The organism is Pseudonocardia sp. CA-142604 (assembly GCF_050948475.1).
Lineage (GTDB): Bacteria > Actinomycetota > Actinomycetes > Mycobacteriales > Pseudonocardiaceae > Pseudonocardia > Pseudonocardia alaniniphila.
This window is the reverse complement of sequence record NZ_CP192045.1, coordinates 9,733,045-9,759,210: the sequence shown is the minus strand read 5'-3', so window position 1 is coordinate 9,759,210 and position 26,166 is coordinate 9,733,045. Positions and strand designations below refer to the sequence as shown.

Sequence of the window (26,166 nt, the reverse complement as noted above, 5' to 3'; positions counted from 1 at the left end):
CTGGTGCTCAACGGCCGCCTGGGTCCGGTCCGCCGGACGGGCCCGTCGGGGTCCGGGCGCGCTCGGCGAACTCGCGCACCCGTGCCGTCCGACCCGTGCGTGGCCACACCAGGGCCCACCGCGCGTCCGGCGCGTTGCGGAACGGCACGAACGCGATCGTCGGCCGCGCGAAGTACTGCCTCGCGTGCGCCGCGAGCGGGCAGACACCCTCGCCGGCGGCGATCACCGCGAGCAGTTCCTGGAACGTCGCGAGCGGGCGCCCGCGCCGCACCGGCTGCCCGCTCGGCGTCGTCCACGGTTCGGGCGGCTCCACCCAGTAGGGCGGTGCAGGGCGCGCCGCCCGGAACACCGTGTCGCGCGCCAGGTCGTCGAGTGTCACGGAGTCCAGCCGGGCGAACGGATGCCGCGCCGGCACCGCCAGCACCATCGGTTCGGTGAGAACGACCGGGCCGGTGGCGAGATCCGGCTCGGGGACGGGCAGCAGCGTGACCAGCACGTCCACCTCGCCCGCGCGGAGCAGGCCGAACGGGTCGGCGAAGTCGGCCTCCCGGATCTCCACCTCACCGTCGGCTGCACGGGAGCGGTACGTGTCGAGCACGCCTGCGATGAGGTCGGCCACGCCCGGGGCCTCGAACCCCACCCGCAGGACCCCGCCCGTGCCGCGGCCGGCGTCGGTCGCCCTGGCCACGGCGTCGACGATCTGCCGGTACGCGGGCGCGAGGTCGTCGCGCAACCGGGCGCCGATCGGGGTGGGCACCACGCGGCGGCTGGTCCGGTCGAAGAGCGGTGCGCCCACCTGCCGCTCCAGCTTCTTGATCGTCTGGCTGATGCGGGCCTGGGACACGTGCAGCCGCTCGGCGGTGCGGCCGAAGTGGAGTTCCTCGGCGAGCGCGAGGAAGATCTCGATCTCCCGGAGCTCCATAACGTCGAGGTTATCGTTCGAGGTCACTTCCGTCGTTGTTCGTGGCCTCGGCGACGACGATCGTCGTTGACATGAACACCGACACCAGCACGACCGGTCCGCTGCTCGTCCGTGCCTCCGAGGCCGAGACCCTCACGGGCGACCCCGGCGGCACGATCGCCCTGCTCGCCGACTCCGCCACCACGGGTGGGGCGATCACCTGCAACAGGTCGACCTTCAGGGCAGGCGTCGACGGCGCTCCGCCGCATTTCCACACCCGTGCCTCCGAGCTGTTCGTCGTGCTCAGCGGAAGGCTCCAGGTGCTCGTCGGCGACCGCGTCCACGTCCTCGACCAGGGCGACGTACTGCTCGTCCCGCCGCGCGTGCCGCACGCCTTCGGCGCCGTTGCCGGTGTCGACGCGGACGTGCTGTTCGTCTTCACCCCTGGCATCGACCGGTTCGACTACTACCGCCTGCTCGACCGCGTCCACCGCGGCGAGGCCGACCCGCGGGAGATCGGGGAGTCGCAGGAACGCTTCGACAACCACTATGTGGACAGCCCCCTCTGGCGTGAATCCCGCTCCTGAACGGGTGCGGTCGCTCGCTCCGACCGGGCATCGATGCGAACATATGTTCGTGTCCGGCGAGGGGACGATCCTGCATGCCGATCTGGACGCGTTCTATGCGTCGGTCGAACAACGCGACGATCCCCGGCTGCGCGGGCGGCCGGTGATCGTCGGCGCGGGCGTGGTGCTGGCCGCGAGCTACGAGGCCAAGGCCCACGGCGTCCGCACGGCGATGGGTGGCGCCCAGGCCAGGTCGTTGTGCCCGCAGGCCGTCGTCGTGCCGCCGCGGATGCCGGCCTACTCCGCGGCGAGCAAGGCGGTGTTCGAGGTCTTCCGCAGCACCACTCCGTTGGTGGAGGGGCTCTCGATCGACGAGGCGTTCCTGGACGTCGGCGGTCTCCGGCGGATCGCGGGGTCGCCGAGCGGAATCGCGGCCCGGCTGCGCGCAGAGGTACGCGAGCGAGTCGGGCTGCCCATCACCGTGGGGGTGGCGAGGACGAAGTTCCTCGCCAAGGTGGCGAGCGGGGTGGCCAAGCCCGACGGCCTGCTCGTCGTGCCGATCGGTGAGGAACTCGGGTTCCTGCACCCGCTCGCGGTGGAGCGGCTGTGGGGCGTGGGCAAGGTGACGGCCGCCAAGCTGCACGACCACGGCATCACCACGGTCGGGGAGGTCGCCGAGATCCCCGAGCGGATCCTGGTGTCGCTGCTCGGCCCGGCGCTCGGCCGCCATCTGCACGCCCTCGCCCACAACCGCGACCCGCGGCCGGTGCAGGCCGGCCGCAGGCGTCGGTCGATCGGCGCGCAACGCGCGATGGGGCGTCGCGCACCGAACACCCCGGAGGCTGTCGACGCCGTGGTCGTCGCGCTGGTGGACCGGATCGCGCGGCGGCTGCGTGCGGCCGAGCGGGTCGGCCGCACGGTCATGCTCCGCCTGCGGTTCGCCGACTACTCCCGTGCCTCGCGATCTCACACCCTGTCCCAGGCGACGTGCTCCACCGACGCGATTCTCACTGCGGTGCGGGCGCTCGTGGCCCGGGCCATGCCGGTGATCGAGCAACGAGGCCTGACCTTGGTCGGGGTGGCGATCGGCAACCTCGACGACGATGACGCCGTACAACTCGTACTGCCGTTCGACGAGGTGGCCGGCACCGCGCTCGACGCCGTGCTCGACACCGTCCACGATCGCTTCGGATCCACCGCGGTCACCCGCGCGGTGCTGCTCGGCCACGATCCGGGCCTCACCGTTCCGATCCCGCCGGACCGATGAGACGCGGCCGCGGGCCGGACTCAGGGTGCACCGAGGAACAGTGCGAATTTGCGCAGCGCGGTTCCTTCGATGTTTGCGTGGTGCCGGCCTCGCGGAGCCGGGCATCGCACACGACATGCGACGGCCGTCACAGTCACGCAGTTTTCGGTGGAACTACCGGGAATCGAACCCGCGTATTCAGTGTGGGAACCATCGTGTCGTGCACACGTCAGCCACTCGGTGCTGCGGCGGGGACGAGGTGCTCGGTGAACCAGGCCAGTGCAGCCGCTGCGGCCGCCTCGAGCGCGCCGGGTTCTCCGAACAGGTGGGTGGCGCCAGGGATGACGACGAGGCTGCTCTCGCAGCGCATCGAGGCCTCCGCTTGCCGGTTGCGGGCGAGCGCCTTCGTGTCCTGCCCGCCGACGATCAGCAGCGTCGGTGCTCGCACATCGCCCAGCCGCGACTCGGCGAGGTCCGGCCGCCCGCCACGGGACACCACTGCTCCGATGTCCGCGTATGCAGCCGCGGCGGCCCACAGCGCCGCCGCGGCACCCGTGCTCGCACCGACGTAGCCGACGGGCATGCCGGCGAACTCGGGCCGGCGCCGCACCCAGCCGGTCACCTCGGCGAGCCTGCCGGCCAGCAGTTCGACGTCGAAGACCTTGGCCCGGCGTGGCTCCTCCTGCGTGGTCAGTAGGTCGAACAGCAGCGTCGCCAGTCCCGCCTGCTGCAGGACCCCGGCCACGTACGTGTTGCGCGGGCTGTGCCGGCTGCTGCCGCTGCCATGCGCGAACACCACGACGCCGCAGGCGCCCTCCGGAACGGTGAGGCACCCCTTGAGCCGAACGTCCCCCACCGGTATCTCGACCTCGTCATCGCCGGCTGCGCTCACCTCGGCCGGCTGCTCGCGCACCGCACGCCGCAACAGGCCCACGACCTCCTCGTCGGAGACCTGGCGGAAGTCGTCGTAGAAGTCGGTTACGCGACCCGTTCGCCCGCCGACCTCCAGGCACACCAACTCGTCGACCTCGTTGCCCAGCTCGGCGGCCGAATTGGGAGAGCAGACCGGTCCTGCCACCACCACCCGGGCTGCGCCCTGCGCCCTGACGACCTGGCACGCCGCCCGAGCGCTCGCCCCGGTCGCGATCCCGTCGTCGACCAGCACGACCGTCCGACCGGCCAACGGAAGCGGCGGCCGATCGTGGCGGAACCGGTGGGCCCGCCGATCGACCTCGGCGCGCGCCCGCCCCTCGATCTCCGCGAGCTGCGCGTCGCTCACATCCGCCTGCTGGATGACCGGTTCGTTGAGAACCAGCACACCGCCCTCGCCGACCGCACCCATCGCGGGCGAGCGTTTGTGTCGATCGGGCTGGGCCGGGACTCCCAGCTTGCCCACGATGATCACATCCAGCGGCGCATCGAGCGCCTTGGCCACCTCGAACGCGACCGGTACCCCACCCCGTGGCAGGCCCAGCACAACCACGTCCTCACCCCGCAGTTGACGCAACCTGCCGGCCAACCGACGCCCCGCGTCCACGCGATCGGTGAACGGCATGGCACCCTCCCTGGAGACCGAGTCTTCGGGCGGCGACCCGGTCCACGGTAGGGGTATCGGGCCGTTGTCGCCGACCAGGCGACCTGGCGAGATCACCTTCTTGCGGCCGCGAAGGCAGGTCGATCAGCGTCACCAAGATCGCCACCGGGCGTTGACGCCGACGTGCCGAATGGCCCGGAAATGGTGTGGTTACTGCTGCGGAGTGCGCATAACAAAGGCCCAGGTGCGGTGAATAGCCCGCATCTGGGCCTTTACTCATGGAGCGGATGACGGGAATCGAACCCGCGTATTCAGCTTGGGAAGCTGATGTTCTACCATTGAACTACATCCGCAGAGTGATAGGGGAGAGCTTAGCACTTCACGCTGCGTAACGAGCAAGGCCAGGTCGGTCCCCCAAGAGGGTGGTTCTCATCCTCACGATCCGGTTACTGGGATCAGGGCTCGACGGCCGGTAGCCGTCCAGTCACACTGCTGGAGCCCCGTAAGGCCAGCTCCCCCGGCCGCGAAGGACCCGAGCATGACCGAGCTCGAACCGCCCCTGGGTTCGCTCCCGATCCAGGATCACGACCACGACGTCCTCCTGATCGCCGGCAGCCGACCGGAGGTCGCCCGCCTCGCGCCGGTGGCCACCGCGTTCGCCGACTCCGACCGGATCCGAGCCCTCACGGTCGCCACCGGACCGGACCCGATGACGGTCCACGAGGCGTTCGAGTCGCTGGGGGTGCCCGCCGACGTCACGCAGTTGCTGCGGGAGCCCCCCAGCCCGCAGCCCGCCGCGATCGCATCCCTGCTGATGACGCGCCTCGACGAGCTGCTGGTCGACCTCGATCCCTCCGCCGTCATGGTCTACGGCGGCGGGATGACCGCCGTGGTGGCGGCGCAGGTCGCCTTCTGGCGGCAGATCCCGGTCGTGCACCTGCAGGCCGGCGTCGCAGGCGACGATCTGCTGTGCCCGTTCCCGCAGGAGGCCAACCGGCGCGTGATCGGTCAGCTCGCGTCGCTCTTCCTCACCACCACCGGCGACGCCACGCTGGGCAGCCCTGTCGGGCCCAACGCCATCTCGGTGGGCGACACCCTGGCCGCCAACCCCCGCCCCGCCGATCTCCGGTTCGCGCGGCTGCTGCGCCGCGTATCGGCAGGCGGTCCGCAGGTGGTTCTCGTCGGCCTCGACCGTCCCGACTCCCTCGGCGTGCTCGCCAGCCTGCCCGACCTGCTCGACCGCGAACCCGGCATCGAGATCGTCGTCTACGGCGAGCTCGCGAGCCACGGTGCGGCCTACCCGCTGCTGAACCACCCGCGGGCCATTGTGGTGCGCAACCTCCCGCTCGCCGAGCTGGTCTGGCTCATCGCGGCCAGCGCCGTGCTGGTCTCCGACGATCCGGAACTGGTTGCCGACGCTCCCGGCCTCGGCACCCCCGCGGTGCTGGTCGACGGGCCGCACATCCCGGAGCCCGGCGACTCGATCCGCAGCATCCTCAGCCCCAAGGTCATGACCACGGTGCGGCAGGTGCTCGCGGCACCGAAGACGCTGCCCCCGCTGTCCGACGGCTTCGAGGCCGCCCGCGTCGAGCAGGCAGTCGCGTGGATGTTCGGGCTGTGCTCGTCTCCGATACTCACGTCGCCCTTCTCGTCGTCGCTGGACGATCCGGCCACCAACACCGAGGTCTGATCGGGCGCCGATACGCTGGCACTGTGCTGTTGTCGGACGGTGACCTGCGCAAGGAGCTCGAGGCGGGACGTCTCGTGCTCGAACCGTGGGATCCAGACATGCTCCAGCCGTCGAGCATCGACGTGCGGCTGGACCGGTTCTTCCGGGTGTTCCAGAACTCCTGGTACACCCACATCGACCCTGCCCAGCAGCAGGACGAGCTGACCACGCCGGTCGAGCCCGAGGGCGACGAGCCGTTCGTGCTGCACCCCGGAGAGTTCGTGCTGGGCTCGACGTTCGAGTCGGTGTCCCTGCCCGACGACCTGGCCGGGCGGCTGGAGGGCAAGTCGAGCCTCGGGCGCCTCGGCCTGCTCACCCACTCCACCGCGGGCTTCATCGACCCCGGCTTCACCGGTCACATCACGCTCGAGCTGTCGAACGTGGCGAACCTGCCGATCACGCTCTGGCCAGGGATGAAGATCGGGCAGCTCTGCCTGTTCCGGCTGTCGAGCCCGGCCGAGCGGCCCTACGGCAGCGAGGGCGTCGGCTCCCGCTACCAGGGGCAGCGTGGGCCGACGCCCTCGCGGGCGCACCGGAACTTCCATCGGGCCGACACCCGGCGCTGAGGCGGCACGACCACCGCTGTCAGTGCCGCGGGTCCCAGCGGAACCGCTGTGCTGCGAACGTCCCGAACACGGCAGGCCAGACCAGGAGCGCCGCGAGTGGCGGCAGGATCGCCGGCAGGCCCGCTGCGCCCGCCGACCAGGCGCCGCCCGTCATGGCGAGCTGGGTCAGGTCGCCCACCGCTGCACCCGGCACGACCATCAGGGCGGGCCACCAGCCGTCCGCGGGCGCGATCGCGGCCACGACCCCGACGCCGAGCATCAGGAACATCAGCGGCAGCGTCGTGATCTGTGCCCGTTCCGGCGAGGGGGTGACCACGCTCGTCGCCAGCGCCGCCGCGACGACGAGCGCCACCCCGCCGAGCACCGCCAGCACCAACGGCAGGGGATCGCTCGGCAGCGGCGTCCCGGTCACCACGTTGACCACCGAGAAGACCGCCAGCTGGAAGAGAGCGAGCACGACGCTCGGCGCCAGGGTCGCCGCGAGCAGGCCGCGGTCGGACAGGCCGCTGGTCCGCATCCGCTTGAGCACGCGGGTGTGCCGCCTGGCCACGAGTGTCTGTGTGGCCGTGAGGTACAGCCCCATCGTCATTGCCACGGCGAGCTGCAGCGTGATGCTGACGGCCTGTCGCGCCGGGTCGCCGCCGGACTCGAACTGGAAGCTCCAGAACACGCCCAACGCCACGGGCAGCACGACGGAGGACACAGCCACCGTCTTGTTGCGCATGATCAGCCGGGTCTCGGTGATCGCCAGTGCCAGAGCCCTGCTCGTCGGCGTGGTCGTGGCGGCCGCCATCGCGATGGTCATGCCCGGTCCTCCGTCTCGGTCCGTACGGCGTGGTAGATGTCGGCCAGCGAGGCGGGCGCGGCGCGCAGGTCGGGCAGCCGCACCCCTCGAGCGGCTGCCCAGGTCAGGAACATGGTCAGGTCGCCCTGCAGGTCGTCGGTACGGACCTGCAGCCGCGTCCCCTCGCGATGTGTGGATCCGCGCAGCTCAGGCAGGTCGACCGCGGCCCCCGGCAGCGTGACGGAGAAGCGCGCGGGCTGTGCGGCCACGATCTCGGCCAGCGTTCCGGCGACGGCCACGCGGCCCTCGTGCATGATCGCGATGCGATCGGCGAGGGCCTCGGCCTCCTCGAGGTAGTGCGTGGTGAGCACGATGGTGCGGCCCGCGTCCTGCAGCTCCTGGATGGCGTCCCAGGTGCGCCTGCGCGACTCCGGGTCGAGCCCGGTGGTCGGCTCGTCGAGGATCACCAGCTCCGGTGAGCCCCACACCGCCATCGCGAGGTCGAGCCTGCGCTTCTCCCCACCGGAGAGCTTCCCGACGGGCACATCGGCGCGGCCGGTCAGCTCGAAACGGTCGAGCAGCCGCCCTGGCCGGTCCGGCCGGTCGACGAGGCGCTGCCAGAGCATCAGCGTCTCCCGCACCGTCAGCTCCTCGACGAAGCCGCCCTCCTGCAGCTGCACACCCATTCGCGGGTGGAGCGCCGCCCGTTCGGTCGCCGGGTCGAGCCCCAGGACCGAGACGGTTCCGGCGCTGCGGGTGCCGAACCCCTCCAGCACCTCCAGAGTGGTGGTCTTGCCGGCGCCGTTCGTGCCGAGCAGCGCGAAGACCTCGCCCCGCCGCACGTCCAGGTCGATCCCTCGCACGGCCTCGAAGTCGCCGTACCGGACGCGCAGGCCGCGTACCGACACGGCTGTCATCTGCTCCGGTGGAGCCACCGCCCGCCCGGCCCGAAATGTCGCCTCTGTCATGAGATCCACTGTCCCGAGGTGGGGGACGGTGCCGGTAGTGGCGATCAGCATCGGTCGGGCTGACAGTGCGCAGCGGCCCCGATGACAGCTGTCATCAACTCCGGGCGTTGATCGCGATACGTCCGATACGTTCGGGCCGTGGAGATCTCGCAGCCGCTGCCCGGAGCGGAGGAGCGCACCGTCCGCGCCGCCCGCCGCTTCGGCCGGATCGGGCTGTTGATGACCATCGCCTGGCTGCTCGTGGTGCCGATGTCGATGACGCTGACCGGCTGGCCGCCCGCCGGGTACACCGCAGCGCTCCTGGCCCTCTTCGTCGTCGCGTTGGGCCTGCACGTGTGGCGGATCCGGGAGCTGACGAAGTCACTCGGCAGGCAGGCGCCCGCCTGGTTCATGATCGTCGCAGCGGTCGTCGGGTTGGCCGTGTCACTGGTGGCGCTCGCGGGGAGCCCGGTCGGGTTCTTCTGGGCGCTGGTCAGCGGTGTGCTGCTCGGCGACATCGTCGGGGGCTTGCGGGCCCGCTGGACCGTCGTCTGGGTACTCGGTGCGGTCGGTGTGTTGTTCGGGTCCGGCTACCTGGTGATAGTCCAGGCCTTCGGCGAGACGATGGAGCGGTCGCCGTCCATTCCGTTCTACGTCGCCGGTCTCGCCGCGTTCTTCGTCGGCTCGATGTGGACCCTCGACTTCGAGCGGCTCTGGTGGCTCAAGGCGGTCACCGACCTGGACGACTCGCGGCGCGTCGCCGCCGAGCTCGCCGCCGCCCGCGAGCGGCTGCGATTGGCCGACGACCTGCACGACATCCTCGGTCACGCGCTGGAGGTCGTGGCGTTCAAGAGCGAGCTGGCGTCGAGGCTGCAGGTTGCCGATCCGGAACGTGCCCGCTCAGAGATGGACGAGGTCCAGCGGGTGGCCCGGGAGTCGCTCGGCGAGGTGCGCGCCCTGGTGCGCGACGGGCGCTCGACGGACCTCGTCACGGAGCTGGCGGGGGCCCGGGCGGTGCTCGAGTCCGCGGGGGTCACGTTGGTGGTACGGGGCGACCCCACCGCGCTCGGACCGACCGTCCGCAACGTGCTGGGCCGGGTGTTGCGGGAGGCGATGACGAACGTGCTGCGCCACGCCCAGCCGAACCACTGCACGATCGAGATCGACGTCACCGACGGACACGCTCGGTTGCGCGTGGAGAACGACGGTGCCCTGCCTGCCGAGAGCGCGCCGCCGGGCACGGGCCTCGACGCGCTGGGCCGCTACCTCGACGAGCACGCCGGGCGGCTCGACGCCGGCCCCGGCCCCGACGGCACCTTCCACGTCGACGCAGTGCTGCCCGGGGCCGCACGATGACCACGGAGAGCGGCCCCGGGCGTCCCGCTCAGCCCGCTCGGATCCGGCTCGTGCTGGCCGACGACGAGTCCCTCACCCGGGGCGCGGTGAGCGCGCTGCTGGGCCTCGAGCCCGATCTCGTCGTCGTCGGCGAAGCCGCCACCGGCGACGAGGCCATCGCCCGTGTGCAGCAGCACCACCCGGACGTCGCCGTGCTGGACGTCGAGATGCCGGGCCGGGACGGGTCCGAGGTGGCCCAGTGGATAGCGGCCAACCATGCGTCGACGCGCTGCATCATCCTCACCCGCCATGCCCGGCCGGGCGTCCTGCGCCGCGCGCTCGTCGCGGGCGCCACGGGCTTCGTCACGAAGAGCGCTCCCGCCAGCGTGCTCGCCGACGTCATCCGCCGGGTGCACGGCGGCGGCCGCTACGTCGACCCCGAGCTCGCCATGACGGCGCTGATGACCGAGGACTGCCCCCTCACCGGTCGCGAGCTCGAGGTCCTGCGCGCCGTCGACGGGTCCGGCACGGCCGCCGACATCGCGCGGCGCGTGCACCTCTCGCCCGGCACCGTGCGCAACTACCTGTCGTCGGCGATGCAGAAGCTCGGCGTCGGGACCCGCCTGGAAGCGGTGGAACGGGCGCGCGACAGCGGCTGGCTCTGACCGTTCACCGGGTGGCGCGGTAGAAGCCGACACCGAGCCTGCCGCGGCCGCATTCGGCCACGTCCGTCAGACCGGCTTCGCGCATCCGCGTGGGGACCTGGTCCCCCACGTTGCCGTGCAGCCGCCTGTTCCGGCCGGCCCATCGGCTGAACACGCCGTGGGGCTGACCGGCGAAGTCGACGAGGTGCAGGCGCCCGCCCGGTCGCAGCACACGCCGCACCTCGGTGAGGGTGCGCTCCTTAACGGCCTCGTCGAGGTGGTGGAACATCAGGGCGGAGAGCACCCGGTCGACGCTCCCGTCCGGATAGGGCAGCTCTGCGGCACTCCCGAGGTCCCACTGCACGTCGAGCCCGTCACGAGCAGCCTTTCGCCGCGCACGGCCGAGCGCGAGCGGGTCGGGGTCGAGCCCGACGACATTCGCCTGCGGGTGCCGGCGCTTGACGAGGAGCGCGAGGTTGCCCGTGCCGGTACCGATCTCGAGCACCTGATGGCCCGCTGCGATCCCGGCCTGGTCGGCCAGCCTGCGGTGCATGGACCGCACGCCCACCAGCCGGGTGAAGGGGTCGTAGAGGGGCAGCAGCCCGTCGCGCCCCATCGCGGGGAGGTAGCCGTGTCCGTGCCCTCCGTGTAGCCGTGCAGACTCGCTCATGGTGATGCCCCCTGATTCATGCGACGATCCTTTGGTGTCATCCCCGAGTCTGGAACGGGACCCACCTGCAGCCAAGGATGGTTCTGCGGGAGCAGTAGCACGATCTTCGGCCCCGTCGACAGCTGTGGCCGGCACGGTGGACCAGGGCGTCCCCCTCTACGCCTACGTACGGCTACCCGGGGTGCCGCCCGTCGGCGTGCTGCGCTGGGGTGAGGTGCTGCGCCACGACGTGCAGCAGCGCTTGCATCCCCACGCACACGACTTCCTCGTACTGCTCTACGTGGAGCGCGGAGGTGGTTCCTTCCGCGTGGACGGCCGCGAGTGGCCGCTCGGCACCGGAGACCTGTTCGTGGTGGCGCCCGGTGAGGTGGTGACGCCCGGCGAGGGCGCCGATGGCGAGCACGGCACGGCCTGGGCGGTGTTCTTCCCCCCGGACGTGGTCGAGCCGAGCCTTCCCGGGGCCTTTCTCTCCTGGCGTGCACATCCCCTGCTGTTCCCGTTCGTGCGGGGCGTGGTGGGCGGTGCGCAGCGGCTCCACGTGCCCCACGCTGAGCGGGCCGGCTTCTCCGAACGCCTGGCCGCGCTCGAGCGCGAGCTCCGGGAGCGGCGCGACGGCTACAACGAGGCCGTTCTGGCGCATCTCACGCTCGTGCTCGTTGCCGTCTCCCGGCTGGCCGCCGACGTTTCCGGTGACCTCATGCTGCGGGACGAGCCGATGCTCGCCGCCGTATTCGACGTCATCGAGGAGAGCTACCGGCGTCCCATCTCGTTGAGCGACGTCGCGCGCGCCGTCGGGCTCACACCCGGCCACCTCACCACCGTGGTCGGCCGGAAGACGGGCCGCACCGTGCAGCAGTGGATCACCGAGCGGCGGATGAGGGAGGCGCGCCGTCTCCTCGCGGAGACCGCCCTCACCGTCGAGGCGATCGGCGCCAGGATCGGCTACCGCGACGCCAGCTACTTCATCAAGCGGTTCCGGCGTAGCCACGGCTGCGCCCCGCAGGAGTGGCGTCGCGCGGGCCGCAGCAGCTGACCCAGCGCGATCGCTGGGACACGGACAGTCCGAGCAGTAGATTCCGATACCGATGGATCCGCGACGTCCCACCCCGCCTCCGTGGCTGCCCGCGGCGCGTCCGCAGGTTCCCCCACCGGCCGTCCCCGAGCCCCCGCCTGCCGCTCCGCCTCCCGGGCCGCCCGCCCGCCCGCGGTTCGACTGGCGCAGGCTCACCCGCTCGCGTCGAGGTGCTGCCGGCCTCGCCATCCTCGCCGCTGCCCTGCTGCTGTGGCCGTTCTCGGGACTGTCGTGGATCCCCTGGCTGGCAGGGCTCGGAGCACTCATCGTCCTGCGAATACTGCGGCTGGACGGACTGCTGCGCGGATGGGACCTGCCCTTTGCGGGCCTGGTGGTCGTCGTCGGGCTGATGATGAGCACCGGCCCCTGGGCATGGGCGCTCGCGGCGAGCATCGGGGTGCTGATCGCAGGGCTCGTCCGGCTGCCGGCCTGGCGGCTTGCAGCAGTCGGTGCGGCGCTGTGCCTGATCACCGGCATCGGTTTCGCGGTGACGAACATTCAGCAAGGGCAGCAGGCCGCTGCGTCGTACGAGATGACGCAACAGCAGAACCGAGCTGATCAGGGCGCACCACGGCCGCAGAGCGTGCTGCCGTCGCTGCTCAACCGGATCGCCATGGGCAGTCCGGGCGCCGTCTGCGACAACCTGCTGAGCGAGCCGGCCCGCACGCCCTTCGCTGCCTCCGCCGGACAGCCCGACTGTGCAGCCGCGGTGATGGCGCTCGCGGCGCGCGTGTCGGACCGCATCCGGTACGCCCAGGCCGAGATCCCCTCGACGCCCACCGCCACGGGGATCGAAGCCGACGCGTGCAACATGAGCTGGGGTTCGGGTGCGCAGGCAGGGCCGCAGCTCGGCCACTTCACCATCGGCCCCGTGGCGCCGTCCCGCTACGTCGTGACCGGCTTCCGTCCCTGCTGAGCGCGGTCACGACGTAGCGGCTGGTCAGTCCCCGCCCGAGCCGGACTCCTGCGAGGCGGCGCCCTCAGGTCGCGCACTCTTCGGCTCGGCGCCGTTGGTGGCCGCACCGTCCGCCGAGTTGTGGGCCGAGCCCGCGCCGACGGCGTCCACCGAACCGTTGGTGTCGGCGGCCGTCGCGTCGCCACGCCTCACCGAGGCGAGCAGCATCTGGGAGACGTCGAGGATCTCGACGCCCGCGCCCTTGTCCTCGCTCTGGCGCTGGGTGAGGCCGTCGGAGAACATCACGCGGCAGAACGGGCAGCCGGTGGCGATCTTCTCCGCGCCGGTGCCGAGCGCCTCGTCCACGCGTTCGAGGTTGACGCGCTTGCCGATCTTCTCCTCCATCCACATGCGGGCGCCGCCTGCGCCGCAGCAGAAGGACCGGTCGGCGTGCCGGGGCATCTCGTTGAGCTTCACGCCCGCGGCCCCGACGAGCTCGCGCGGCTCCTCGTAGATCTCGTTGTGCCGGCCCAGGTAGCACGGGTCGTGGTAGGTGACGTCGGTCATCGCCCCGTCGGGCGCGGCGACCGGGACGAGCTTGCCCTCGCGCACCAGCTTGTTGAGCAGCTGCGTGTGGTGCACCACCTCGTAGTGCCCGTCGAGCTGCGGGTACTCGCGGCCGAGGGTGTTGAGGCAGTGCGGGCAGGTGGTGACGATCTTCCGGGTGCCCGGCTCGCGACCCTCGAACACCGCGTTGAGGACCTCGACGTTCTGCTGGGCGAGCATCTGGAACAGGAACTCGTTGCCCGAGCGGCGGGCAGGGTCGCCGGTGCAGCTCTCCTCCGGCCCGAGCACGACGTAGCCGACGCCGGCCCGGTGCAGCAGCTCCGCGGTGGCCCGCACCGTCCTCTTGGCGTTGTCGTCGAACGCGCCCGCACAGCCGACCCAGAACAGGTACTCGGTGTCGGCGGACAGCTCGCCCGACCCATCAGCACCGAAGACGGGCACCTCGAAGTCGAGGCTCTTGGTCCAGTCGAGCCGGTCCTTGGCGTTCTGACCCCAGGGGTTGCCCTTGTTCTCCAGGTTGCGGAACAGCACGCCGAGCTCGGACGGGAACTCCGACTCGATGAGCACCTGGTTGCGGCGCATGTCGACGATGTGGTCGACGTGCTCGATGTCCACCGGACACTGCTCGACGCACGCGCCGCACGTGGTGCAGGACCACAGCACGTCCGGGTCGATCACGCCGCCCTGCTCCAGCGTGCCGACCAGCGGGCGCAGCGCCTGCTCGGGCCCGGAGCCGGGCACGCGGGGGAAGCCCGCCTCAGGGACGGCGTGTCCGTGCTCCTCACCCGCGAGCTCCAGCGACCCGCCCTCAGGCACTTCCTTGCCGCCGATGATGTACGGCGCCTTGGCGAGCAGGTGGTCGCGCAGGTCCATGATCACGAGCTTCGGCGAGAGCGGCTTGCCGGTGTTCCACGCCGGGCACTGACTCTGGCAGCGACCGCACTCGGTGCACGTCGCGAAGTCGAGCATGCCCTTCCAGGTGAAGTCCTCGATCTTGCCGCGGCCGAACACGTCGTCCTCGCCCGGATCCTCGAAGTCGATCGGCTTGCCGTTCGACTCCATGACGGGCAGCGGGCCCAGCGCCTTGGGCAGGCGCTTGGCCGAGACGTTGATCGGCGCGACGAAGATGTGCAGGTGCTTGCTGTAGGCGATGATCACCGTGAAGGCGAGCATCACGCCGATGTGCAGCAGCAGCCCGACGCTCTCGACCACCTCGAGCGTGCCCGTCGACAGTCCGCCGAACAGGTGGCCGACGCCGATCGAGATGAACGCCCCTGAGGTGTAGGGGAAGACGCCGAGCGCGGAGGACGCGCCGCGGAAGAAGAACAGCGTCCACAGCACGTTGAAGATCATGAAGAGGATCAGCCACGCGCCGCCGGTGTGGGAACCGTAGAACCGGGAGGCCCGCGCCTCGCGCTCCGGGGCGTTGCGCAGCCGGATCACCGAGAAGACGACGAGGGAGATCAGGGCGGCGGCGGCGATGAAGTCCTGCAGGAACCCGAGCACCGGGGACCGTCCGATGAGCGGGATGTGGAAGTCGTGGTCGAACAGCGCCCCGTACGCCTCGATGTAGACCGTGATCAAGATCACGAAAGCCCAGAACGTGAAGAAGTGGGCCAATCCGGGCACCGACCACCGCAGCAGCTTGCGCTGCCCGAAGACCTCGACGAGCTGGGCCCGCAGCCGCGCGCCGAGTTCGTCCTTTCGGTCGTGGGCCGGCTGGCCGGACATGATCAGGCGATAGAGCCAGAGCGCCCGACGGCCGGACACCGCCAGGGCGACCACTGTCATGGCCAGTCCGATGACCAGTCTGACAACCACAGTCTTCCTCCCAGGGCTGGCGCGGCGAGCGGGGGCCGCGGGCCGCCCGCGAGCAGGGTAGACCGCTGGCCCCTACTTGCCACCGGGAACGATAGGGCCGTTCGGGGCTAACTTACCGGCCGGTAACGGCTTGTGCGATCCAACACGTGATGGCGTGAAAGTGCTGCTCGCCGTGCCCGTTTCTGATGGACCATCACTCGATCGGTACAGATAGTCGGACCACCAACAAATCCCTGGTCAGTCACCCTGTCGGCGGTGTCGGTGGCACTTGGTGCAACCTCATGACCGCCGTGCGGGCGACCTACTATGCTCCGGCTGGTCAGCATGGTCTACTCAACGCGGGATAGCTGAGTCCACACGTTCGGGTATCCACGAGCTCGGGGGGTCTGGTACGGGCAGCCCCGGGTGGGTAGCGCCGCAAGGAGGAGCCGTATGACCGGACCAGAGGTGCTTGCGCAGTACGCGCAGGAGAGCCTGAGCACCACCGGTCTCCAAGGGTGGATCCAGAACAATATCGTCCCACTCGTACTGCTCGCTATCGCAATCATCCTTCTATGGATCGGCGGGCGGGGCGACAACGCCGGCGTCGCACGGCGCAGCGTCGGGCTTCTGATCGGTCTGGTCGCGCTCGGCATCGCCGTCTCGGGTAACGGCCCGCAGATCGGTAATTTCCTCGCAAGCCTCCTCGTCGGGTGACCAGTTGCTCGTTCGCACCGACGACGAGATCTACCGCGTCGACTCCGTCTGGCTGGGTCCGCCGCGGGCCACGTTCCCCTGGCGTGCGCGCTACGTCAGCTACGGCGTCGGCCTACTCGTCATGATCGGCGTCATGTTCCTGCAACGGCGGGTCGGCATCGGGCTCGACTTCTTCTCCGTCGCATGGGCGCTCGTGATCACCATCGTCGTCACCCGTTTCATCGGCAAGCGCATCAACTACGAACGACCCCTCGGGCAGGTTGTGGAGCTCTTCCGTCACGAGATCACCGGACCGAGGGCGCGCACGGCCATCGGGGGTGGCGAGGTCCGCTCCGAGCACGTGCGGGTCGGTCCGGTCGTCCGGCCCCGCAAGTCGTCGGCAGACCGCGGTTCCCGGCAGCCGGCCCGGACCACGGGCAGAACCACGGGCCGTGCGAAGGGCCGTGCGGCGGCCGGGCGCGGGAAGGGACGGGCACGTGGCGCGACGTGACGCCCGTCGTGACAGGAGTCCCCTGGAGAGACAGCGAGGCAGGCGTCGCGGACGTGCGCTGGCGGGCGAGTCGGGTCTGCCCAAGTACGTGCCCGACATCGCGCTGCGGTCGATCGAGGGCCACCTGACGCGCACCGGTACCCAGGTGATGGCCTGGTATCGGCTCTCTGCCCAGGCCTGGAGCTTCCGCAGCGACTCCCAGCGCGAGGTGCTGATCCGGCAGATCGCTGCGCAGCTCGGGGAGCTGCAGGGCCGCTGGCTGCACCTGCGCGTCACGACGCGGCCCTACCCCGTGCACATGTGGGCGGAGTCGTTCGACCACAACGCGATGGGCCGCCTGCCCGACGTCGCCGGTGCCCTGGGCTGGGACGGGTTCCTCGAGGGTGAGCAGCGGCACCTCATGGGACTGTCGATGTCGGACAAGGAGGTCTTCCTCGGCATCGAGGTCTCCGGGCGGGGGATGCTCGACCGCTGGGTGGAGCGTGCCGCGCCGGTGCTGGGCAAGGTGGCGCCCGCCGCGGTGCGTGCCGAGCTCGCGGCGCTGGCCACCGAGGTCGGCCACCTCGACTCGCTCGTGGCGGGAAGCGGGCTGGACGCCGTGCCTGCCTCGGCCGACGACATCGCATGGCTCATGCATCGCTCGTGTTCGCTGGGCCTGCCCGCGCCGCGCACTCTCTCGGTGGTGCCCGGCGGTGTCACGCGCTGGGAGACCGAGGACCTCGCCGCGTTCACCGACGGCGTCGAGATGTACCAGGAGCCCTACGCGCCCACGGTCCGGGTGATCGGCCGGCTACGCACGCAGACCGTCTCCCGCAACGTCGCGGTGCTGTCGGTCGGGCTGATGGAGGGGCTGCGCATCCCCGAGGTCGACGACCCGTGGATGCAGCATTCCGACCGGCTCCCGTTCCCGGTGGACTGGTCGGCGCGCATCTACGTCCGGCGCCCCGAGGAGGTGGCCGGCGAGCTGCAGCGACAGATGGGCAAGGTCCGCAGCCAGATCCGGCACTACACACACGACCACGACCTCGATCCGCCGATGTCGCTGGCCCGCCAGGCCGACCGCGTGCTGGAGGTCGAGGACGAGCTGACCACCGGGCTCACCCAGCTCAACACCCGCCTCTACGGCTGGTGGCGGATCGCGGTGGCGGGCAAGGACGAGGCGGAGGCCGTGAGCCGGGCGCAGCAGGTGCTCGACGTCTACCGGCCGAAGGTGCAGATCGAGCACCCGGAGGCGCAGTACCGCTTCGCCCGCGAGTTCATACCCGGCGAGCCGCTCGCGTCCACCGCCTACCGGCGGCGCGGTTCGGTCACGTGGGCGGCGTCCGCCGTTCCCGCGGCCACCGCGTCGGTCGGCGACCGGCGCGGCATCATGATCGGCGAGACCTGCACGGCCACCCGGCGGCCGGTGGCGTGGGACCCCTGGCTCGCACAGGAGGTGCGCCGGGCCTCCGGGCTCACCGCCGTGGTCGGCGGGCTGGGATCGGGCAAGTCCTTCCTCACCGGCCTGATCGTCTACAAGACACTGCGCTCCGGTGCACGGTGGACGGTGCTCGACCCGTCGGGCCCGCTCGCCGAGCTCACCCGCCTACCCGAGCTCGCCCCGTTCTCCCGGCACATCAACCTCCTTCGCGCCGACCCCGGCATCCTCAACCCGTACCGGGTGGTCGCCGAACCACGCGCCGACCACTTCGCCGACGAGGAGGACCCCGAGCGGGCGTGGCGCCGTGAGCGCTCCCTCGCCGCGGCCACGAGACGGCGGCTCGTCCTGGACGTGCTCACGGGGCTGCTGCCCTACGACGTGGCGCGGCTGCCGCACACCCGCATCGTGCTGCTCCGCGCGGTGCGGGAGGTCGGTGGCGCCACCGACCGGCACCCTGGCCAGGTGATCGACGCGCTGCGCAGGCACGCGCGTGAGGGCGAGGAGCACGCCGGGGTGGTGGCCGACTTCCTGGAGGAGCGCCGCGAGCTCCCCCAGGCGGCGCTGCTGTTCCCCGACACCTCCCGCGACGACCCGTGGCACGCCGAGCGGGACTACCGGCTCACCGTCCTCACCATGCAGGGGATGACGCTGCCTCGGCCCGGCAGTCCGCGGGAGGAGTGGACCGACGGTGAGTCTCTCGCCGTCGAGCTGCTGAACCTGGCGTCCTGGCTCACCCAGCGCACGATCTACGACGCCGACCGCAACCTCCGCAAGGGAGTGGCGCTCGACGAGACCCACTTCCTGTCCCAGGTGCCCACAGGCAAGGTGCTCATCGACCGGCTCGCCCGCGACTCGCGGAAGTTCAACGTCCGCGCACTGTTCGCTTCGCAGCTCGCCGGCGACCTTCTGCGGGTGTCCGGGTTCGCCTCGCTCGTCAACGCCGTGTTCGTCGGGCGTACCGACGACGAGGAGGCGCAGGGTGAGGCACTGCGCCTGCTGAAGGTGCCCACGGGCGTGGGGTACGAGCAGATGCTCGGCACGCTGTCGCCACGGCCCCGCCACGACGACCGGCCCGACGACACGCCGCGCCAGTTCATCTTCGCCGACGGGCACGGTGGTGTGGAGAAGATCCGGATCGACCTCGAGGCTCCGCACCTCGAGCACGTCCGTGAGGCTCTCGACACCAACCCCGACGCCAGCCGGGTGACCACCCGCGCCGTGTCGGGCCGCACCGCTGCCGCGGTCCGCGCTCCCGACGAGCCCGCTCCCCGCGGCTCCGCCGTGGCGCCCCACATGCTCCGCCCTGCTCCCGGGCGCGAACGTGACCACGTGATGCTCGGCGACGACCTCGACGACGAGTTCGCCGACGTCGACGACCTGCTCACGGTGAACCGGCCGACCACCGGCTCCACCCGTGGCACGGTCAACGAGCTTCTCGACGACGAGGAGCTCGATCTCCTCGGCGACGCCGACGGCGGCGGCGACGACCGCCACCCCACCGACGACAACGGCGGCGGACATTCCGCAGACCAGGGCCAGGAGCGTGTCCGGGCGGTCGGGGAGGCCCGTCGGTGATGCCCGGGGGGCCTCCACCGGTCGCAGCCTGGCTGCCGGTGGCGCTGGTGCTGGGCGCAGCCGTCCTGGTCGACCTTCGACGCCGGCGCCGTCGCAGACGTGGTGACGTCCGGCCGCGTCGCCGGGTGGCCATCGGGATCGTCGTCGGTCTCGTCGCGGGCTCGGTGCTGATCGGGTCGCCTGCCTTTGCGCAGTCTCTGGACTGCAAGGAGTCGCCCGAGCCGGACCGTCCCGGCACCGGACTGGTCGGTTCGCTCGATCCGCCGACCTACGGGGTGGGTGAGCCCGGCAGCGTCTATGACGAGGTCGGGTACGCGGGCCTCGTCTGGCACAACTACGACCTCGGCTGCGCAGGCGCGGTCGTCAACCCGGCCACCAGCACCGACACCTGGCTGGGCAACCAGACGTTCAACGTCGCGAAGTTCCTCGTCGCCGGGGTCAACTGGGCCCACTACCTGATCGCCGACGGTGGCGAGGTGCTCGCCCCGCTCGACCAGCTGATCAGCGATGGCACCCGTGCGATGTACCAAGCCGTGTTCACCACGTTCATCGGCCCGGTGCTGCTGATCCTCGCGGTGCTGCTGCTCGTGCTCGCGCTGCGCGGGGATCTCGCACGGCAGACGCAGCGCGCCGGGTTCGCGGCGCTCGCCCTCCTCATCGGCTCGGCGGCGTACCTCGCTCCGGTCGACTGGGCGAAGGCGGCCGACCCCCTGCTGCTCAACGGGGTCACCGACATGCAGCAGGGCTTCCTCGGCCAGGTCGGGCTCGGCGACCGGGACACCCTGCCGACCGTGCTGGTCGACCAGGTGATCTACCAGAACTGGTTGCGCGGCGAGTTCGGCTCCCCCGATGTGCCACAGGCGAAGGAGCTGGGGCGCGACCTGCTGCGGGCTCAGACGTTCACGAAGCCCGAGGTCGCCGAAGGCCGCGACACGGTGCAGCTCGCCGAGCAGAAGAAGGCCGACTTCGCCGCGCTCGCCGGCCGCATGGGCGACCGGTACTCCTATTTCCAGGGCACGTCCGGGAGCCGCATCGGGGCCGGGCTGCTGGCAGTGGTGCAGGCGTTGTGCATCGCGCTGTTCCAGCTGTTGTCCAAGGTGCTCGTGCTGGTCGCGATGCTGTTGCTGCGGCTTCTGGTGATGACCGCGCCAGCGGTCGCCGTGGTGGCCGTGCTCAAGCCCGACATCCTCCCGGCGGTGCTACGCGTCGCGGGCGCGGCGATCGTCAACACCCTGGTCGTGGGAGCACTGGCCGGGCTCCACGCGCTGCTGGTGGTGTCGCTGTTCCGTCCCGGCAGCGGTGTCGATCTCTGGCTCGGGCTGCTCGTCACGGGCGTGGTCACGGTGGTGCTCTGGGCCGTGGCCCGGCCGTTCCGGCGGCTCGTGTCGATGGTGTCGCTCACCCGCGAGCAGTTCGGTGGGATCGTGCCCGGCGCTGGCTCCGGCCCGATGTCCCGGGTCTGGCTGCGCATGCGCGGCGGGCCCACCGAGGACCGGCAGTCCCGGTGGTGGAACGAGCGGCGCGATGCGGCGTCGGCCTACCCGTACCCCGACGGCGGGCGTCCGGAGGCCGAGCCGGGCATCCGGATCCCCACCCAGCAGGGCGCCCGGCCGGCGCGCCGGCGCGCGGAGTCCGAGGTGCCGTCTGCTCCCCTGCTCGTTCCGGCGGCCCGCCGCCCGGCTCTCCCCGCCGGGCCCAGCGGTGCGCGCGCCGGTGGGTCGACGCCGAGCTGGGCCGATCCCGGTGAGGTCGACGACCGCGTGATCTACCGCCGCCCGGACTCCGTGCCGCTGCGTCCGGGCGGAGCGCGTCCGGTGCAGGCCGAACTGGTCGACGGCGTCCCGGTGTATCGCATCTACCGGCCGCGTTCGGCGCCGGTTGCCTACAGCCCGAGCGGCGGGACCGGCCGTGCCGATTAGGTCGCCGCGCGGGCGGGCTGCTGCCTACCGCGGGGTCTGGCAGTGGCCACTGCAGTCCCCGGCCCGGCTCGTGATCACGGTGATCGTGGTCGTCGTGGTGGCAGGTGGGGTCAGCTTCGGTGTCACGTCGCTCGCCGGCCGCTCGAACGAGCGAGGCCTGCTCACCGGCCCGGAGCCCTCGAACCCGGCTTCCTCGGCGCCACGGCTCCCGGGATCGCCTGCCGTTCCGCTGACGCCTGCCCCGACGGCGCTGCCGCCCGTGCCGGAGCTCGAGCCTAAGAACCTGCCGCTGTCGCAGGCCCCGGCGGCCGCCCTCTCCGTGGCGGCCCGCTGGTCGGCCGCGTGGGTTCGGCCGCCGTCCGGCACCACCACCGATGAGTGGCTCGACGGGCTGCGGTCCACCACGACCGACGAGTACCTCGGGGTGCTCAGCGGCGTCGACCCCGCCAACATCCCGGCCACCAGGGTCACGGGGGAGCCGCGCGCGGTGCGGGTCTCCCCGCGGTCGGTGCAGGTCGCGGTGCCCACGGACGCGCTCACCCTGCTCGTCCTCGTGGTCGACACCGACACCGAAGGCTGGCGGGTCGCCGGCTACGACCGGACCTGAGGGCCGTGGACCGGCGATGAACCTGCTCCGGCCGCTGCGGCTTCTCATCCCGTTCGTCGCGATTGCGGCCGCATTGGGGTTGTTCCTCGGAGTCGGGTTCGTCCTGTTCAGCGCGGGGAGCGGGGCAGGCCGCTCGCAGTCGTTCGGGCCCTGTGACGCCGGGCTCGTCGGGGGCGGCTCCGGAATCCGGGCGAGCAACCTGAGCGACGAGCAGCGGCGCAACGCCGCGATCATCATCCAGACCGCCCGGAACATGGGCGCCCCGCCACGGGCCTGGCTCGTCGCGCTCGCCACGGCGATGCAGGAGTCCACCCTGCGCAACATCAACTACGGCGACCGGGACTCGCTCGGGCTCTTCCAGCAGCGGCCCTCGCAGGGGTGGGGGGCGCCGAGCCAGGTCACCGACCCCGTGTACAGCACCACGATCTTCATCCAGCGGCTCCTCGCCGTGCCCGGGTGGGCCGACATGCCGGTGACGGTGGCGGCGCAGATCGTGCAGCGCTCGGCCTTCCCCGACGCGTACGCCAAGTGGGAGGGCCTGGCCTCCGATCTCGTCCAGCAATTGGCCGACGTGAGCGATCCGGCCGGGTGCGGGCAGACGGCGACGCTCCCCCAGGGGGCAGCCGGGGCGGCGATCGCCTTCGCCCTCGACGAGGTCGGGAAGCCCTACGTGTGGGGCGCCACCGGGCCCAACACGTACGACTGCTCCGGCCTGATGCTGCGTGCCTTCCAGTCGGCCGGGATCAACCTTCCGAGGGTGTCGCGACAGCAGTTCTACGCGGGCGGTCACGTCCCCGTCTCGCAGGCGCAGCCGGGGGATCTGCTCTTCTACGCCTCCGATCCGTCCGACCCGTCCACCATCCATCACGTGATGCTGTACATGGGCAACGGGCAGATGGTGGAGGCGCCCTACACCGGGCAATCCGTGCGGGTGCAGCCCGTGCCGTGGAACTATTCGGAGCTCGTGCCGCTGGCCACTCGCCCGGGCACGTCACCGAACCGCGCTTAGGGTCCTGACCGGCGTCCCCGTAAGAGCAGGAGTAGCAATGCCACCCGAACCCTCCGTACCGGCATCCACGACCCCGCTGCAGGACTACCTCGATCTGCCTGCCCGTGGCGCCAACGAGGACTACCTGGTGGTTCCGCGTTCGCTCGCCCAGTCGATGCCGTTGCGGTGGCAGCAGGTGTTCGTGGGGCTGCTCGCCGATCTGCACGACGCCTACGGGGACCTGCCGTGGCCCGACTACCTCGTCGTGGCGAGCCGCTGGGAGCGGCTGGTCGATCTCGACGAGGAGCAGCTCGCGGCCGCGGGCTACGTGGCCGACCTCGGCCCGGACGGGGAGCTGGAGTACCGCGACAGCGCAGACCAGGTGGTGCCCGATCCGGAGGACCACCGCGTGCTCGCACCGGTCACCGATCCGCTGCCCCCGGCCTCTGCCGGCCGGATCGAACCGCGCCCCGCCGAGGCCCTGTAGGAGCTGCCGGTCGCCTCCGCGCGATGGAGCGGGAACACCCGCGCCGGGAACTGCGTTGGAGGGAACGAGCAAGTTGAGCGGGACCGACTCAAGGGTGCATCGCAGGCCCGGTCGGTACCGTGGAAGACTTGAGCGAACCGAACTCAAGCTACTCGGAGGCAATCACCATGGCTCGTGCGGTCGGCATCGACCTCGGGACCACCAACTCCGTCGTCGCCGTCCTCGAAGGTGGCGAGCCGACGGTCATCGCCAACTCGGAAGGTGCCCGGACCACTCCGTCCGTGGTCGCTTTCGCCCGCAATGGCGAGGTGCTCGTCGGGCAGTCGGCGAAGAACCAGGCCGTGACGAACGTCGACCGGACGATCCGGTCGGTCAAGCGTCACATCGGCACCAACTGGTCAACGCCGGACATCGACGGCAAGAAGTACTCCGCACAGGAGATCAGCGCGCGCGTGCTGCAGAAGCTCAAGCGCGACGCCGAGTCGTACCTGGGCGAGACGATCACCGACGCGGTGATCACCGTCCCCGCATACTTCGAGGACGCGCAGCGCCAGGCCACCAAGGAGGCCGGCCAGATCGCGGGCCTCAACGTCCTGCGGATCGTCAACGAGCCCACCGCTGCCGCTCTGGCCTACGGGCTCGACAAGGGCGAGAAGGAGCAGACCATCCTGGTCTTCGACCTGGGTGGCGGCACGTTCGACGTCTCGCTGCTGGAGATCGGCGAGGGCGTCGTCGAGGTGAAGGCCACCAACGGCGACAACCACCTCGGTGGCGACGACTGGGACGAGCGGATCATCACCTGGCTCGTCGACAAGTTCAAGAACAGCCAGGGCATCGACCTGACCAAGGACAAGATGGCGATGCAGCGGCTGCGTGAGGCCGCTGAGAAGGCCAAGATCGAGCTGTCGAGCCAGTCGACGGCCACGATCAACCTGCCCTACATCACGGTCGACGCCGACAAGAACCCGCTGTTCCTCGACGAGACTCTGTCGCGGGCCGAGTTCCAGCGCATCACCTCCGACCTGCTCGACCGCACCCGTGCGCCGTTCAACCAGGTCGTGAAGGACGCCGGCATCTCCGTCGGCGACATCGACCACGTCGTGCTCGTGGGTGGTTCCACCCGCATGCCGGCCGTCACCGAGCTGGTGAAGGAGCTCACCGGCGGCAAGGAGCCCAACAAGGGCGTCAACCCGGACGAGGTCGTCGCCGTCGGCGCCGCCCTGCAGGCCGGTGTGCTGCGCGGTGAGGTCAAGGACGTCCTGCTGCTCGACGTCACCCCGCTGTCCCTGGGCATCGAGACCAAGGGTGGCGTGATGACCAAGCTCATCGAGCGCAACACCACGATCCCCACCAAGCGGTCGGAGATCTTCACGACGGCCGACGACAACCAGCCGTCCGTGCAGATCCAGGTGTTCCAGGGCGAGCGCGAGATCGCGTCCTACAACAAGAAGCTCGGCATGTTCGAGCTGACGGGCCTCCCGCCGGCCCCGCGTGGCGTGCCGCAGATCGAGGTGTCCTTCGACATCGACGCCAACGGCATCGTCAACGTGTCGGCGAAGGACCTGGGCACCGGCAAGAGCCAGGCCATGACGATCACCGGTGGTTCCGCCCTGGGCAAGGACGAGATCGACCGGATGATGCGCGAGGCCGAGCAGCACGCCGAGGAGGACAAGAAGCGCCGCGAGGAGGCCGAGGTCCGCAACCAGGCCGAGTCGCTCGTCTACCAGACGGAGAAGTTCGTCAAGGAGAACGACGAGAAGCTTCCGTCCGACGTCAAGGACAGCGTCAACGCCGCTCTCGGTGAGGCGCAGGCCGCGCTGAAGGGCACCGACACCGACGCGATCAAGTCGTCGATGGAGAAGCTCGCCACCGAGTCCCAGAAGATGGGCGCCGCGCTGTACCAGCAGCCGGGTGCCGATGGTGCCGCCACTCCGGGCGCCGACGGCGGCCAGGCCCAGGGCAGCAACAGCGCCGACGACGACGTCGTGGACGCCGAGATCGTCGACGAGGACAAGGACAAGAAGTGACCGAACGCGACCACCGCAACGAGCGCAGCGAGAACGGCGCAGAGGGCGAGCGGGTCGTGGTCCGGAACCGGCGCCGGATCGACCCGGCGACCGGTGAGGTTCGCGTCCCGGCCGAGGAGTCGGCCGGGACCGCCCCGGAGGCGCCGGCACCGGACAGCGCGGCCGACGTCCTCGCGGCCGCGGAGCTCGCCGCCCAGGTTGCCGAGCGCACCGCCGACCTGCAGCGGGTCAGCGCGGAGTACGCCAACTACCGGCGGCGTGTCGACCGCGATCGCGAGAGTGTGCTCGTCGGCGCGCGCGTGCAGTTCGTCTCCGAACTGCTCACCGTGCTCGACGACCTGGACCGCGCCGAGGCGCACGGCGATCTCACCGGTCCGTTCAAGGCGGTTGCCGACAAGCTCGTCGCCGTCGTGCAGAAGTTCGGCCTGGAGCCGTTCGGGCTGGAGGGCGAGCCCTTCGACCCGTCGGTCCACGAGGCCGTGCAGCACGAGGGGGGCGGGTCCGGCGGACCGACGGTCACGGTGGTCTCGGCGGTTCTCCGCCCCGGCTACCGCATCGCCGACCGCGTACTGCGGCCCGCGATGGTGGCGGTCACCGACCGCCCTGACGACGGCACCACCCAGCCTCCGCTGACCACCACAACTGAACCCGGCCCCGCTGAGGGGCTCTGAAAGACGCGA

General features: G+C 71.0%; 23 protein-coding genes and 1 tRNA gene. 17 read left to right on the top strand and 7 right to left on the bottom strand.

Features of this window, described 5'->3' with window-relative positions; all coding sequences use genetic code 11:
- Nucleotides 1-7: 7 nt before the first annotated feature.
- Nucleotides 8-922 (bottom strand): LysR family transcriptional regulator, encoded by a 915-nt coding sequence (locus ACQPZQ_RS44615; RefSeq protein WP_433290495.1) that lies wholly within the window; start codon nt 920-922, stop codon nt 8-10.
- 71 nt (nt 923-993) lie between these two features.
- Between ACQPZQ_RS44615 and ACQPZQ_RS44610 the strand changes: the two genes are divergently transcribed.
- Together ACQPZQ_RS44610 and dinB are read left to right on the top strand one after the other, a co-directional pair.
- On the top strand, nt 994-1,488 hold the full coding sequence (locus ACQPZQ_RS44610; RefSeq protein WP_433290494.1) for a cupin domain-containing protein: 495 nt from the start codon (nt 994-996) through the stop codon (nt 1,486-1,488).
- A 43-nt stretch (nt 1,489-1,531) separates the two neighbouring features.
- Nucleotides 1,532-2,734 (top strand): DNA polymerase IV, encoded by a 1,203-nt coding sequence (gene dinB, locus ACQPZQ_RS44605; protein ID WP_433290493.1) that lies wholly within the window; start codon nt 1,532-1,534, stop codon nt 2,732-2,734.
- Nucleotides 2,735-2,942: 208 nt separating this feature from the next.
- Here the strand turns inward: dinB and ACQPZQ_RS44600 are convergent, their stop codons facing one another.
- The gene (locus ACQPZQ_RS44600) at nt 2,943-4,268 is read right to left on the bottom strand and encodes a phosphoribosyltransferase family protein (RefSeq protein ID WP_433290492.1); all 1,326 of its coding nucleotides are present in this window, start codon (nt 4,266-4,268) and stop codon (nt 2,943-2,945) included.
- A gap of 258 nt (nt 4,269-4,526) precedes the next feature.
- Nucleotides 4,527-4,600: transfer RNA gene (locus tag ACQPZQ_RS44595), tRNA-Gly, on the bottom strand.
- 185 nt (nt 4,601-4,785) lie between these two features.
- Here ACQPZQ_RS44595 and ACQPZQ_RS44590 point away from each other — a divergent pair.
- The gene (locus tag ACQPZQ_RS44590) at nt 4,786-5,937 is read left to right on the top strand and encodes a UDP-N-acetylglucosamine 2-epimerase (RefSeq protein WP_433290491.1); all 1,152 of its coding nucleotides are present in this window, start codon (nt 4,786-4,788) and stop codon (nt 5,935-5,937) included.
- A gap of 23 nt (nt 5,938-5,960) precedes the next feature.
- Nucleotides 5,961-6,542: a dCTP deaminase gene (gene dcd / locus ACQPZQ_RS44585; RefSeq protein ID WP_433290490.1), complete on the top strand. Its 582-nt coding sequence runs from the start codon at nt 5,961-5,963 to the stop codon at nt 6,540-6,542.
- A 19-nt stretch (nt 6,543-6,561) separates the two neighbouring features.
- On the opposite strand, the gene ACQPZQ_RS44580 is transcribed toward dcd, so the two are convergent.
- Complete coding sequence (locus ACQPZQ_RS44580) at nt 6,562-7,347, bottom strand: ABC transporter permease (RefSeq protein WP_433290489.1); 786 nt, start codon at nt 7,345-7,347, stop codon at nt 6,562-6,564.
- Nucleotides 7,344-8,294, bottom strand: a complete 951-nt coding sequence (locus tag ACQPZQ_RS44575) for an ABC transporter ATP-binding protein (RefSeq protein ID WP_433290488.1) — start codon at nt 8,292-8,294, stop codon at nt 7,344-7,346. The genes ACQPZQ_RS44580 and ACQPZQ_RS44575 overlap by 4 nt, the downstream gene beginning before the upstream one ends.
- 138 nt (nt 8,295-8,432) lie before the next feature.
- On the opposite strand from ACQPZQ_RS44575, the gene ACQPZQ_RS44570 reads away from it, so the two are divergent.
- Nucleotides 8,433-9,629 carry a histidine kinase gene (locus tag ACQPZQ_RS44570; RefSeq protein WP_433290487.1) on the top strand — a complete coding sequence of 399 codons (1,197 nt, stop codon included), beginning with the start codon at nt 8,433-8,435 and terminating at the stop codon, nt 9,627-9,629.
- Nucleotides 9,626-10,273, top strand: a complete 648-nt coding sequence (locus tag ACQPZQ_RS44565; RefSeq protein WP_433290486.1) for a response regulator — start codon at nt 9,626-9,628, stop codon at nt 10,271-10,273. The genes ACQPZQ_RS44570 and ACQPZQ_RS44565 overlap by 4 nt, the downstream gene beginning before the upstream one ends.
- 4 nt (nt 10,274-10,277) lie before the next feature.
- Here the strand turns inward: ACQPZQ_RS44565 and ACQPZQ_RS44560 are convergent, their stop codons facing one another.
- The gene (locus ACQPZQ_RS44560) at nt 10,278-10,922 is read right to left on the bottom strand and encodes a class I SAM-dependent methyltransferase (protein WP_433290485.1); all 645 of its coding nucleotides are present in this window, start codon (nt 10,920-10,922) and stop codon (nt 10,278-10,280) included.
- A gap of 124 nt (nt 10,923-11,046) precedes the next feature.
- Here ACQPZQ_RS44560 and ACQPZQ_RS44555 point away from each other — a divergent pair, with 124 nt between their 5' ends.
- Nucleotides 11,047-11,955, top strand: a complete 909-nt coding sequence (locus tag ACQPZQ_RS44555) for an AraC family transcriptional regulator (RefSeq protein WP_433290484.1) — start codon at nt 11,047-11,049, stop codon at nt 11,953-11,955.
- A 52-nt stretch (nt 11,956-12,007) separates the two neighbouring features.
- Entirely contained in the window at nt 12,008-12,910 is a 903-nt protein-coding gene (locus tag ACQPZQ_RS44550; protein ID WP_433290483.1) for a hypothetical protein, read from the top strand.
- A 24-nt stretch (nt 12,911-12,934) separates the two neighbouring features.
- Here ACQPZQ_RS44550 and ACQPZQ_RS44545 read toward each other — a convergent pair whose 3' ends face one another.
- Nucleotides 12,935-15,277 carry a heterodisulfide reductase-related iron-sulfur binding cluster gene (locus ACQPZQ_RS44545; RefSeq protein WP_433290482.1) on the bottom strand — a complete coding sequence of 781 codons (2,343 nt, stop codon included), beginning with the start codon at nt 15,275-15,277 and terminating at the stop codon, nt 12,935-12,937.
- Nucleotides 15,278-15,709: 432 nt separating this feature from the next.
- Here ACQPZQ_RS44545 and ACQPZQ_RS44540 point away from each other — a divergent pair, with 432 nt between their 5' ends.
- From ACQPZQ_RS44540 to grpE, 9 genes are all read left to right on the top strand, one after another.
- Nucleotides 15,710-15,973 carry a hypothetical protein gene (locus tag ACQPZQ_RS44540; protein WP_433290481.1) on the top strand — a complete coding sequence of 88 codons (264 nt, stop codon included), beginning with the start codon at nt 15,710-15,712 and terminating at the stop codon, nt 15,971-15,973.
- Between the two features lie 4 nt (nt 15,974-15,977).
- Nucleotides 15,978-16,463 (top strand): hypothetical protein, encoded by a 486-nt coding sequence (locus ACQPZQ_RS44535; protein ID WP_241036658.1) that lies wholly within the window; start codon nt 15,978-15,980, stop codon nt 16,461-16,463.
- On the top strand, nt 16,450-19,458 hold the full coding sequence (locus ACQPZQ_RS44530; protein WP_433290480.1) for an ATP-binding protein: 3,009 nt from the start codon (nt 16,450-16,452) through the stop codon (nt 19,456-19,458). The genes ACQPZQ_RS44535 and ACQPZQ_RS44530 overlap by 14 nt, the downstream gene beginning before the upstream one ends.
- Nucleotides 19,458-21,377 carry a hypothetical protein gene (locus ACQPZQ_RS44525; RefSeq protein WP_433290479.1) on the top strand — a complete coding sequence of 640 codons (1,920 nt, stop codon included), beginning with the start codon at nt 19,458-19,460 and terminating at the stop codon, nt 21,375-21,377. Before ACQPZQ_RS44530 ends, ACQPZQ_RS44525 begins: the two co-directional genes overlap by 1 nt.
- Nucleotides 21,367-21,984, top strand: coding sequence for a hypothetical protein (locus tag ACQPZQ_RS44520; RefSeq protein ID WP_433290478.1), 618 nt, complete (start codon nt 21,367-21,369; stop codon nt 21,982-21,984). The genes ACQPZQ_RS44525 and ACQPZQ_RS44520 overlap by 11 nt, the downstream gene beginning before the upstream one ends.
- Nucleotides 21,985-22,000: 16 nt before the next feature.
- The gene (locus tag ACQPZQ_RS44515; RefSeq protein ID WP_433290477.1) at nt 22,001-22,993 is read left to right on the top strand and encodes a C40 family peptidase; all 993 of its coding nucleotides are present in this window, start codon (nt 22,001-22,003) and stop codon (nt 22,991-22,993) included.
- A gap of 37 nt (nt 22,994-23,030) precedes the next feature.
- Nucleotides 23,031-23,459 (top strand): hypothetical protein, encoded by a 429-nt coding sequence (locus tag ACQPZQ_RS44510; protein WP_433290476.1) that lies wholly within the window; start codon nt 23,031-23,033, stop codon nt 23,457-23,459.
- 167 nt (nt 23,460-23,626) lie between these two features.
- Nucleotides 23,627-25,486, top strand: a complete 1,860-nt coding sequence (gene dnaK / locus ACQPZQ_RS44505) for a molecular chaperone DnaK (RefSeq protein ID WP_433299687.1) — start codon at nt 23,627-23,629, stop codon at nt 25,484-25,486.
- Nucleotides 25,483-26,157: a nucleotide exchange factor GrpE gene (gene grpE, locus ACQPZQ_RS44500; protein ID WP_433290475.1), complete on the top strand. Its 675-nt coding sequence runs from the start codon at nt 25,483-25,485 to the stop codon at nt 26,155-26,157. The genes dnaK and grpE overlap by 4 nt, the downstream gene beginning before the upstream one ends.
- Nucleotides 26,158-26,166 lie beyond the last annotated feature (9 nt).